Below are 10,590 nucleotides of genomic sequence, written 5' to 3'. Positions count from 1 at the left end.
CGCCCCGCCGCGCCGCGCCCCGCCCCGCCCGCCCGGTCCGGGTCGTGTGCCTGGTGCATCGGCAGGGCGGGTTCTCAGGCACACGACCCCACCTCACGGGGAGTCGACCCGCCCCACGAGGGCTCCAGGAGTGCGTACGAGGCGTCCGGGGACACGCCCGACCGCAGGGACGCAACAGATTTTGTGACGTCGGCCTACCGGGACGCCGGGCGCCTGCCTACACTTGGGTCCAGGCAGGTCGGCGGGTGACCGCCAAGAACGTGTGGAGGAACCGGTGCCACTTTCCGAAGAGGAGCTGCGGCTGCTCGAGCAGATGGAGCGCGCCCTCGTCGAGGAAGACCCGAAGTTCGCCTCGACCCTTCGAGGCACCACGCTCCGCCAGGCGGCCCGTCGCCGGGCGATCCTGGCCGGTCTGGTCTTCGCGGTCGGCATCGCCGTCCTGATGGGCGGAGCGATCAGCGGCTACTGGCAGATCGGCATCGCCGGCTTCGTGGTCATGCTGCTGTCGGCGACCATCGGCCTGACCGCGGTGCGCGGTCAGCGCGCCGGTGGCGACGCCGGCGTGACGGCGCACCCGTCCGGTCTCGGCGTGGTCGACGGCGGCCGGTCGAGCAAGCGCTCCGGGCGCCGCGGCGGTCGCTCGGGCCACTCCTTCATGGACACGCTGCGTTCCCGCTGGCGTCGCCGCCGCGATCAGGGCGGTCTCTGAGCCCGGACCCGGCGCGACCGGTCGAGCGGGTCGAGCGGGTCGGGCGAGCCACGTGGGCTCGCCGAGCTGCGCCGGCATGACCGTCCTCAGGTGCGCTGCCACAGCGAGCGCGGCATCCACCGTGCCCGCCGGGCCTGCCCGCGTGACGCGCGCGCGGTGAGGGCCCCGATCACCAGCCGCGCGTCATCGGCCGGCTCGGCCGGTGCGGTGAGCACCGCCGTACGGCCGCCCGGCGCCGCGTAGCGGTGCCGCTCCAGCGTGGAGACGAGTCGCGCCACCGCGGCCGCGGCGTCGGCGTCCACGGTCGCCCCGGCCTGCTCGACATGGCCGAGCAGCACCTCCCCGGTCTCTCGCGGCGATCGGCCGGCCGGCCAGCCCAGGCCGAGGTCGACGCTGGTCGCGCGGACCTCCTGCCACGCCTCCTCCGGGCCGCCGGCCAGTCGGCGGGCGCGCTGCCCGGAGCGCAGCAGGCGCGGCAGCGTGATGCCGGCGACCGCCAGCGCCAGCAGGGACAGGGCGGAGGTCCACAGCCACCGGCCGATCCCGCCGCCGTCCGTGGCCTGGTCCGCGGCGTCCGACTGCGCGTCCTGACCCTCCGCGTCCTGGGGGTTGCGCTCGGGGAGCTCGTCGGGCGCCCCGGTCGCGTCCGGGGCGGGGGAGGCGCCGATGCTCGGGCCCAGGTTCGGGTCGCGGACCGGCGTCGTGCTGTAGCTCGGCGCGTCGGGTGCCCGCCGGCCGGGCGTCGGCTCGAACCGGACCCACCCGGCGTCGGAGAAGTAGAGCTCGGGCCAGGCGTGCAGGTCGTGGGAGCTGTACTCCCACACCCGTGCCCCGACCGGATTGGGCGAGAGGAAGCCGATCGCCACGCGCGCCGGGATGCCGGCGACCCGGGCCATGATCGCCATCGCCGCGGCGAACTGCTCGCAGTAGCCGATCCTGCCGCCCGGCCCCTCGGAGAGGAACGTGGCGAGCGTCTGGCCGACCGACCCGGTGGGCGCCTTCGCCAGGCTGTAGCGGAACCCGCCGTCGGTGCGGAACCACGCCTGCAGCAGCCGGGCCTTCTCGTAGTCGGTGTAGGTGCCGCCGGTCACCTGCTGGGTGAAGTTGCGCACCTCGCTGGGCAGCCCGCCCGGGATCTCGAGCACCTCCGGGTCGACGGCGTTGAGCCGCGCGTTGGAGAAGTAGCGCCCGTCCGTGCCGTAGTCGGGGACGACGGCCCGCATGGTGTAGCTCATCCCGGCGGCGTTCTCGTTGCCGACGGCGAGGAAGTCGAGGGTGTCCTCGTCGTAGCGCCAGTCGCCGTCGGCGTGGATGGCGGTGATCGGGAACTGGGTCGGCAGCCAGGTCGAGTCGAACGACTGCGAGATGTCGACGCGGTACTCGTACGCGTCGCGCGGGACCTGCTCGGAGAGCCCGCGGGGCGGCGGCAGCTGGCCGTTGGCGGTGGCGCTGCTGGCCACGTCGCGGTCGCCGCTGCTCCACTCGATGCCGGTGAAGCGGTTGAGCACCGCGATCCGCAGGTAGCTCGGGTCCGGGTCGTCGGTGCGCACCCGAATCAGGGGCACGTCCGCGCTCTGCTCGAGGTCCCGGCGCAGGTCGGCGCGTGGGTTGCGGATGGTGATCTGGTTCTTGCCCGCGCCGGCGCCGATGCCGAAGACGTCCAGGTCGAGCACCGGGACGAACGACGGCGCCACCAGGGCGATGGCGATCGCCGCCACACCGATCCGCCCGGCGCCGGCTCGCACGGCGTCGGCGAGCGGGTTGGTCTCGCTCCAGGGGTTGTGCTCGTCGCCGCCGACGGTCCGGCCCCAGCGCAGCAGCGCGGCCCGGGAGTCGAGGTGCAGGAGGGTGAGGAAGCCCGCGCCGGCGAGGACGAACGAGACCCAGCTGGCGCCGGTGCCGGTGAGGCCGGTCGGGATGGAGTAGATGGCGAGCAGCGCCAGGCCGGCGATCGGCACCCGGCGCAGCGTGCAGGCGAGCGCGTCGAAGAGCACCGCGAAGACCGCGCCGCCGGCCAGCATCAGCGGGACCACCGACGGCATGCTCCCGCCGATCGGGGCGGCGTAGGCCTGCGCCGAGTCCACCGCGGTCGCCAGCGCCGCGGAGAGCGAGGTGGGCCCGTCGCCGAAGGGGACGGGGGAGCCGGTGACCTCCAGGCTGACGCCCGCGAGCGCGACCGCGGACTGCGCCGCGACCACCAGCGCCCCGTGTGCCCGCGCCCAGCGCAGCAGGGACCCGGTCACGGCGACGGCGATCGCGATCAGCGCCATCGGCGCGAGGAACTCCGTCGGCGCGGTGACGAACCCGCGCCAGGCGGTCAGCGCCCCCCAGGTCGTCGCGGCGGCGACCACGGCGAGCAGCAGGTCGCTGCGGGGTGCGAGGCGGCGGGGGCTCATCGGACCCGGGCCCCTGCTCGGTGGCCGCGCCGGCCGAGGTCGCGCCAGGCGGCGTCGAGGCGGTCGTGCGGGCCGATGCTCACCGAGCGCCAGCCGAGGCCAGCGGCGCGGGGCGCCTCGTCGGTCGCCCCGGTGGCGCCGGCCCCGGCCCAGGCGGCCAGGTCCAGCTCGATCGCGAGTGCGGTGGCAGCGTCGTGGCGCAGGCGGCGCAGGGCGGGGACGTCGCCCGCCGACAGTCCGCCGAGGACCGCGACCAGCAGTCCGCCGTGGTTCTGCTCGCCGCACCAGGACAGGTCGATGCGCGGCTGCTGGGTGACCTGGACCAGGGCGAGGTGCTCGAGGACGGCCGTCAGCGGATCGCCCGGTCCCGTGCCGATCCCCGGGGCCGTGACCAGTCGCACCGTGTAGCCGTGCTGGTCGAGGTGGACCGCGACCGAGGCGGCGGCCGTCACCGCCGCCTCGAACGTGGAGGCCGTCCCCTGCCCGTGGTGGGCGTGCAGCCGGTTGTCGAGGAAGACGGTCGCGCGGGCCTCCCACGGCTGCTCCTCCCGGCGCACCATCAGGTCGCCCATCCGGGCCGAGCTGCGCCAGTGGACGCGGCGCAGCTCGTCGCCCCGGCGGTACTCCCGCACGCTCACGTCCTCCGCCGAGCCGGCGGCGAAGGCCTGCGGCCGGTGCTCGCCGCTGCCGCTCCACCCGCCGGTCAGGCCGATCGTGGGCAGCGGCAGCGTCCTCGGGGTGACGGTGAGCGCGAGGGTGCCGGCGTGGGTGCGCCGCACCTCGACCATGCCGAACGGGTCCGTGGCCCGGGTGACCAGCGGTCCGATCTCGAACTGGCCGCGGAGGTCGGTACGGACCTGGTAGGAGACGGCGCGCTCCCAGCGCCGCCCGAGGCCCTGCAGCGCGAAGTGCGGCCCGGGCCCGAGCGCGTAGGGGAGGCGGTCCTCGACGAGGAGGGCGCCGGCGCCCCCGCGCCGGCCGGCGTTGGACAGCTGCAGCGTGACGGTGGCGGTCTGGCCGGCGGTGACCAGCCGGGGGGTGAGGTCGCGGTGCACCTCGACGCCGTACCGCCTCCGGGAGACCGCGAGCGCGGCCAGCAGCGGCAGTACGACGAGCAGCACCGCGATCCGCGTGAGCGCGGACTGGCCGAGCAGGATCGCGCAGGCGAGCGCGGTGAGGCCGGCCGCGATGAAGGCGCGACCGCGCAGGGTGAGCCCGGACAGCGCCGCGCGGCCCTCGTTCACCGTCGACCCCCTGCCATCGCCGACCCGCCCGTCCCGCGCCCGCCCGGCGTGGCTCAGCCCCGCGCGTCGGGCACGGGGACCCCGGCGGTGAGCGCGTGCAGGATCGAGGCGGACGCCCGGCCGCCGACGGCCGCCTCCGCGCTGGGCAGCACGCGGTGCGCGAGCACCGGCTCGACCAGCGCCAGGACGTCGTCCGGGATCACGAAGTCGCGCTGCTCGATCGCCGCGCGGGCCTTAGCGGCCCGCACCAGGTGGAGGGTCGCTCGCGGCGAGGCGCCGAGCAGCAGGTCGGGGGACTCGCGGGTCGCGGTGACCAGCGCGACGGCGTACCGCTGGACGTCCTCGGAGACGTGGACCTGGCTGACGATCCCGCACAGCTTGCGGATCTCGGCGCCGTCGGTGACGGGCTCCAGGTCGTCGAGCGGGTTGTCCGCGGCGTGCGCGTCGAGCATCGCGATCTCCGCCGCGGCGACCGGGTAGCCGACCGAGACGCGCGCCATGAACCGGTCGCGCTGTGCCTCGGGGAGGGGGTAGGTGCCCTCCATCTCCACCGGGTTCTGGGTCGCGATCACCATGAACGGGGCGTCGAGCTGGTAGGTGACGTTGTCCACGGTCACCTGCCGCTCCTCCATGCACTCCAGGAGCGCGGACTGCGTCTTCGGGGACGCCCGGTTGATCTCGTCGCCGATCACCAGGTTCGCGAAGACGCCGCCCGGGCGGAACTCGAACTCGCGCGTGGACTGGTTGTAGACCGAGACCCCGGTGACGTCGGAGGGGAGCAGGTCGGGGGTGAACTGGATCCGCCGCACCGAGGAGTCGATGCTGCGGGCCAGCGCCTTGCTGAGCATGGTCTTGCCGACGCCGGGGACGTCCTCGAGCAGCAGGTGGCCCTCGGCGAAGAGGACGACCAGGGCCGCGTTCACCACCTCGGTCTTGCCGGAGATGGCGCGCTCGACGTTGGAGCGGATGCGGGTCGCGACCCGCGCGACCGTGGCGACGTCGGCCTGGGCGGGCGCTCCGGGCGTGGTGGCCGGCTGAGCCGGGGACGCCGGTGGCGCTGAGGTCGACGGCTCCACGGCGGGGCCTCCCGTCCACGTCGGTGTTCACGATGGTGGTGTCCGCCACGGTACGTCGCGGCGTGACACCACCCTAGGGCGTGGGTGGAGGGCGCGAGGGCGGACGACCGAGTGGTGGTGCGTGGGTGGGGCGTCGCGGCGCTTTCTTTCACCTGCGGCGGCCGCGTCCTCCACCCGTGCTCCACCACCCTCCCCACTGGCGCTCCACCTCCTCCACCTTTCGCTCCCCGGCGCTCCACCGCGCACCCCGTGGTCGACCCCCACCCGCTGCGCCGGAGGGGAAAACAGCAGGTCAGGGGCAACTTCTGCGATTCCGGAGCGGCCGCGGGGTGCGCTCCCGGTCCTGCTCGCGCCCTGCCCGCGCCCGCCGCCCGGCCCGCGTCGGGGCGCGTCGGGGCGCCCGGCGACGCGGCGCGCGGGGGTGCGATGTGGTTGACGGTGGGGGAAAGTGGCGTAAAGTGGTGGAAAGTGGAGGAGGGCGGAATCGAGGGGGTGGCCCGATGCTCTTCATGGGCACCTACACCCCGAAGCTCGACGAGAAGGGCCGCCTCTTCCTCCCGGCCAAGTTCAGGGATCGACTCGCGGAGGGGCTCGTGGTGACGCAGGGACAGGAGAACTGCCTCGTCGTCTGGCCTGCCGACGTGTTCGCGGAGGAGGCCGACCGCGCCGCGGCCCGGCCGATGACCAACCGCGCCGCCCGCAACTACGCGCGGATCCTCTTCGCCGGTGGCGACGAGGGGAAGCCCGACAAGCAGGGCCGGATCGGCATCCCGAACCACCTGCGCGAGTACGCCGCACTCGATCGCGACGTGGTCGTGATCGGTGTCCGGGACCGGCTCGAGATCTGGAACCCCGAGAAGTGGCGGGAGTTCCAAGCCGCGGCCCTGGCCGACTTCGCCGACCTCGACGAGGACGACGACGAGTAGCAGCAGACGAGTAGGTGGGCGGCCGACGGCCGCCCGCGCAGACAACCGAACAGTGGATCCGTAGAGCCAGGTCTCCGCCCGCTCCCCGGGGGGACCACGAGCTTCCTGGGGCACCTTCCCCGGCGCCAGGCAGCTCAGATCGTTCTGGGGCACCTTCCCCGGCACCAGAGCGCTCTCACCGCCATCTGGGGCACCTTCCCCGGCACCAGACGGCCACCGACATGGAGCGGGCAGAGACCTGGCCCTACGGATCCCAGCCGGCACCGGCCACCAGCCCGTCGGCACGTCACAGCAGTCGTCAGTCATCAGTCAGCAGTCATCAGCACAGCCACAGCACGAGGTCGAGGGTCGAGGGTCGAGATGAGCGTCATGCGCGTCGGTACGCCGGAGGTGCCACCCACCTCCGCAGCGCTGCGCGTCCGCGCGGCCGAGCCCCGGGTCCGGGAGCGGGCCCGCGACGCGCTCACTGTCATGGGCTTCTCCGCCGGGGTCTCGATCGGCCTGGCGCTGCTCCTGCTCGCCGGCTCCTGGATCGGTCGCTGAGGCAGCGATGGCCGCGCCCCGTCACGTTCCGGTGATGCTCGACCGGGTCGTCGAGCTGCTGACTCCCGCCCTGGACCACGAGGGTGCCGTCCTGGTCGACGCGACCCTCGGCCTCGGCGGCCACAGCGAGGCCGTCCTGCAGCGGTGCCCGCTGGCCCGCGTCGTCGGGATCGACCGCGACCCGGAGGCGCTGCGCCGCTCGCGGGAGCGGCTGGCGCCGTTCGGCGACCGCTTCACCGGCGTGCACGCCGTCTACGACGAGATCCCCGACGCGCTCGAGGACCTCGGCCTGGCCGCGGTCTCGGGGGTGCTCTTCGACCTCGGCGTCTCCTCCATGCAGCTGGACCTGCCCGAGCGGGGCTTCGCCTACGCGGTCGACGCTCCGCTGGACATGCGGATGGACGGCACCACCGGGGACACCGCGGCCGACGTGCTCAACACCTACCCCGCGGCCGACCTGGCGCGGATCCTGCGCGACTACGGCGAGGAGAAGTTCGCCCGGCGGATCGCCGACGCCGTCGTCGCCGAGCGCGCCCGGGAGCCCTTCACCACCTCGGGTCGCCTCGTCGAGCTCCTCTACGACGTGATCCCGGCCCCTGCCCGCCGTACCGGCGGGCACCCGGCGAAGCGGACCTTCCAGGCGCTCCGGATGGAGGTCAACGACGAGCTCCGCGTGCTGGAGCGCGCGCTGCCGGCAGCGATCGACGCGCTGGAGGTGGGCGGGCGCGTGGTCGTCGAGTCCTACCACTCGCTGGAGGACCGGATGGTCAAGCGGGCCTTCGCCGCCGCCACCCGCTCCGAGGTCCCCGACGACCTGCCGTTCGTGCCGGAGGGGAGCGAGCCGGCGCTGCGCCTGGTCACCCGCGGCGCCGAGCAGGCCCCCGGGGACGAGCGGGAGGAGAACCCCCGCGCCGCGTCGGTCCGGCTCCGTGCCATCGAGCGGGTCCGTCCGCCCAGCCCCACCCGTCCGTCCCGCCCGAAGCCACGAGGAGTCGCCTGATGAGCAGCACCGCGCCCCAGGTCCGCAGCCGGCTCCCGCGCGTCGCGCCCCGGACCGCCCAGGCGGCCGTCCAGCGCGCCCGGCTCACCGTCGTCCCGCGGGGCCGGACGCGCGCCCCTCGCGTGCCGTTCGTGACGCTGGTCAGCCTGATCCTGCTCGGCGGCGTGATCGGGCTGCTCCTGTTCAACACCTCGATGCAGCAGGCCTCCTTCCAGGCCACCGCCCTCGAGCGCCAGGCGAGCGACCTCGGCGCCCGGCAGGAGGCGCTGGAGATGGACCTCCAGGCGCTGCGGGACCCGGCCCGGATCGCCCGGGCCGCCCAGCGCCAGGGCATGGTGATCCCGACCTCGGCCGGCATCCTGGACCTCGGCACCGGCGCGATCAGCGGGGCCGCCGAGCCGGCGGCCGGCGCGCCGCTGCCGCTCGCCCCGCCGGCCGCCCAGCGGCCGAGCTTCCTGGACCCGGCGCCGGTGCGGGTGAGGGTGCCCGCGGCCGTCGGCTCGTCGGGTGGTTCGACCGCCACCGGGAACGACCAGGGCAACCGCGGCCGGAACGGCGCGGCGTCGCCGACCCGGTGAGCCGCGCGCCTAGGTTGGTCCGGTGAGTCGTTCCACCGCCGACGGCGACCCTGACGGTCGCGTCGGCACGCTTCGTGCCTCCCCCCATCGCCGGATGGGCATCGGCTTCCTGCTGATCGCCATGGTGCTGTCGGTCTTCGCCGCGCGCCTGGTCCAGCTGCAGGCGGTCGACCCGGGCTCCTACGCCCAGCTCGCCGCCGCGGAGGGCACCGTCCAGGTGATGCTCCCCGCGGCCCGCGGCGAGATCACCGACCGCAACGGCGACCCGCTCGCCGAGTCGGTCGACGGCACGATGATCGTCGCGGACCCGCACGTCACGTCGGACCACGCGACCGAGCTGGCGCGGTTCCTCACCCGGCGGCTCGACGTCGACTACGCGGACACCCTCGCCGCGCTGCGCGCCGAGGACAGCCGGTTCCAGTACATCGCCCGGCAGGTCCCGACCAGCAAGGCCGAGGACGTGGTCGCCGACGCGGGGGACGAGGGCTACCCGGGCCTGTTCACCGAGAACGACCCGCTGCGGATCTACCCCAACGGCGACGTGGCCGCGAACGTGGTCGGCTTCCTCGGCACGCCCGAGGCCGACGGCTCCGCGCACGCGCTGGCCGGGCTCGAGGACCGCTTCAACGAGTACCTCTCCGGCACCGACGGCGAGGCGCGCTACCAGATGGGCGCCGGCAACCAGATCCCGCTCGGCGACCACACGGTCACCCCGGCCGTCGACGGCCACGACCTGCGCACCACGATCGACCGGGACCTGCAGTGGTACGCCCAGCGGGTGCTGCAGCAGACGGTGGAGGGGGCGAAGGGCGAGTCCGGCATCGCGGTCGTGATGGACAGCCGGACCGGTCAGCTCCTCGCGCTGGCCGACTACCCGACGTACGACGCCGCGGACCCGCAGGAGTACGACTCCAGCCTGTACAAGTCCAGCGCGCTGACCGACGTCTACGAGCCCGGCTCGGTCGAGAAGGCGCTCACCCTCAGCTCGCTCATCGATGCCGGCCTGGCGACGCCGCGCACCCGGCTGAAGGTCCCCGGCAAGCTCTACCGCCAGGACCGCCCGATCGGTGACTACTGGGATCACGACACGCTTCGGCTCACACTGGCAGGTGTGCTCGCCAAGTCCTCCAACGTCGGCACCGTCCTCGCCGCCGACGAGTTCAAGCCCGGTCAGCTGCGGAAGTACCTGACCGCCTACGGCCTGGGCAAGCGGACCGGCGTCGGCCTCGGTGGCGAGACCCGCGGCATCCTGCCTCGCGGCGCCGCCTGGACCGACCAGGTCGACGACCGCATCTCGTTCGGCCAGTCGCTCTCGGTCAACGCCGTCCAGATGGCCGCCGCGATCAACGCCATCGCCAACGGCGGCGTGCGGGTCGACCCGAGCCTGGTGATGGGCTCGGCGACCCTCGACAACGGCACCACGATCGGCACGGGCCAGACGACCGAGCGCCGCGTGATCAGCGAGCGCGCCGCGCACCAGACGATGCTGATGATGGAGCGCGTGGTCGACCCCGACGCCGGCGTCGCGCCGCGGGCGGCGGTCGCGGGCTACCGCGTCGCGGGCAAGACCGGCACCGCGCAGCGGGTCGGCGACGAGTGCGCCTGCTACGACGGCTCGACCACCGTCTCCTTCGCAGGGTTCGCCCCCGCCGACGACCCGCGGTTCACCGTCTACGTCGTGGTGCACGACCCCGTCGCCGGCAGCGGCGGCGGCTCGGTCGCCGGCCCGGCGTTCTCCCAGCTGATGAGCTATGCCCTCCGCCGCTACGGGGTCCCCCCGACCGGCAAGAAGCCGAACCAGATCCCCGTCGAGTGGTGAGCACCGAACCGACGCCCGCCGCCGCCTCGCCCCGACCCGAGGTGGTGGCCCCGGTCGCGCTCACCGAGGTCGCCGGATGGGTCGGCCCGCACGCGCTCCACGCTCCGGCGGTCAACGTCCCCGGCGTCGGCGAACCGGCCACGACCCGGGTCACCGGGGTCTGCCTGGACTCCCGCCGGGTCCGGGCCGGCGACCTCTACGCGGCGCTGCCCGGCGCCACCGTGCACGGGGCGCGGTTCGCGGGGCAGGCGGCCGCGGCCGGCGCGACCGCGATCCTGACCGACCCCGACGGCGCCCCC

General features: G+C 74.7%; 10 protein-coding genes. 7 read left to right on the top strand and 3 right to left on the bottom strand.

Going from position 1 to position 10,590, the window contains the following annotated elements:
* Nucleotides 1–274: 274 nt before the first annotated feature.
* Nucleotides 275–709 carry an SCO2097 family morphological protein gene (locus tag ABLM29_RS21555; protein ID WP_349716667.1) on the top strand — a complete coding sequence of 145 codons (435 nt, stop codon included), beginning with the start codon at nt 275–277 and terminating at the stop codon, nt 707–709.
* Between the two features lie 86 nt (nt 710–795).
* Here the strand turns inward: ABLM29_RS21555 and ABLM29_RS21550 are convergent, their stop codons facing one another.
* Genes ABLM29_RS21550 through ABLM29_RS21540 form a run of 3 tightly spaced genes read right to left on the bottom strand, consistent with a single transcriptional unit; the run spans nt 796 to nt 5,425 of the window.
* Entirely contained in the window at nt 796–3,105 is a 2,310-nt protein-coding gene (locus tag ABLM29_RS21550) for a transglutaminase TgpA family protein (RefSeq protein WP_349716665.1), read from the bottom strand.
* Nucleotides 3,102–4,349 (bottom strand): DUF58 domain-containing protein, encoded by a 1,248-nt coding sequence (locus ABLM29_RS21545; protein ID WP_349716664.1) that lies wholly within the window; start codon nt 4,347–4,349, stop codon nt 3,102–3,104. Before ABLM29_RS21545 ends, ABLM29_RS21550 begins: the two co-directional genes overlap by 4 nt.
* A gap of 53 nt (nt 4,350–4,402) precedes the next feature.
* Nucleotides 4,403–5,425, bottom strand: a complete 1,023-nt coding sequence (locus tag ABLM29_RS21540; protein WP_502889302.1) for an AAA family ATPase — start codon at nt 5,423–5,425, stop codon at nt 4,403–4,405.
* Nucleotides 5,426–5,925: 500 nt separating this feature from the next.
* On the opposite strand from ABLM29_RS21540, the gene mraZ reads away from it, so the two are divergent.
* The 6 genes from mraZ to ABLM29_RS21510 form a co-directional block, all read left to right on the top strand.
* Nucleotides 5,926–6,351 (top strand): division/cell wall cluster transcriptional repressor MraZ, encoded by a 426-nt coding sequence (gene mraZ, locus ABLM29_RS21535; protein WP_349716662.1) that lies wholly within the window; start codon nt 5,926–5,928, stop codon nt 6,349–6,351.
* Between the two features lie 360 nt (nt 6,352–6,711).
* Nucleotides 6,712–6,894, top strand: a complete 183-nt coding sequence (locus tag ABLM29_RS21530; RefSeq protein WP_349716661.1) for a hypothetical protein — start codon at nt 6,712–6,714, stop codon at nt 6,892–6,894.
* 7 nt (nt 6,895–6,901) lie between these two features.
* Nucleotides 6,902–7,894, top strand: coding sequence for a 16S rRNA (cytosine(1402)-N(4))-methyltransferase RsmH (gene rsmH / locus ABLM29_RS21525; protein ID WP_349716660.1), 993 nt, complete (start codon nt 6,902–6,904; stop codon nt 7,892–7,894).
* The gene (gene ftsL, locus ABLM29_RS21520) at nt 7,894–8,472 is read left to right on the top strand and encodes a cell division protein FtsL (RefSeq protein WP_349716659.1); all 579 of its coding nucleotides are present in this window, start codon (nt 7,894–7,896) and stop codon (nt 8,470–8,472) included. Before rsmH ends, ftsL begins: the two co-directional genes overlap by 1 nt.
* A 22-nt stretch (nt 8,473–8,494) precedes the next feature.
* Nucleotides 8,495–10,291 carry a peptidoglycan D,D-transpeptidase FtsI family protein gene (locus ABLM29_RS21515; RefSeq protein WP_349716658.1) on the top strand — a complete coding sequence of 599 codons (1,797 nt, stop codon included), beginning with the start codon at nt 8,495–8,497 and terminating at the stop codon, nt 10,289–10,291.
* Nucleotides 10,288–10,590: Mur ligase domain-containing protein (locus ABLM29_RS21510; RefSeq protein WP_349716657.1), on the top strand; the 303-nt coding region annotated here is incomplete at its 3' end. The genes ABLM29_RS21515 and ABLM29_RS21510, both read left to right, overlap by 4 nt.

The organism is Nocardioides sp. YIM 152588, from assembly GCF_040191335.1.
GTDB lineage: Bacteria > Actinomycetota > Actinomycetes > Propionibacteriales > Nocardioidaceae > Nocardioides.
The sequence above is the reverse complement of the archived record's forward strand: the minus strand, read 5'-3'. Positions and strand labels throughout refer to the sequence as shown.

Excerpts from the sequence above, each read along its gene's own strand:
- ABLM29_RS21550 (WP_349716665.1), bottom strand. The coding sequence starts at position 3,105 with ATGAGCCCCCGCCGCCTCGCACCCCGCAGCGACCTGCTGCTCGCCGTG.
- ftsL (WP_349716659.1), top strand. The coding sequence starts at position 7,894 with ATGAGCAGCACCGCGCCCCAGGTCCGCAGCCGGCTCCCGCGCGTCGCG.
- ABLM29_RS21530 (WP_349716661.1), top strand. The coding sequence starts at position 6,712 with ATGAGCGTCATGCGCGTCGGTACGCCGGAGGTGCCACCCACCTCCGCA.
- rsmH (WP_349716660.1), top strand. The coding sequence starts at position 6,902 with ATGGCCGCGCCCCGTCACGTTCCGGTGATGCTCGACCGGGTCGTCGAG.
- mraZ (WP_349716662.1), top strand. The coding sequence starts at position 5,926 with ATGCTCTTCATGGGCACCTACACCCCGAAGCTCGACGAGAAGGGCCGC.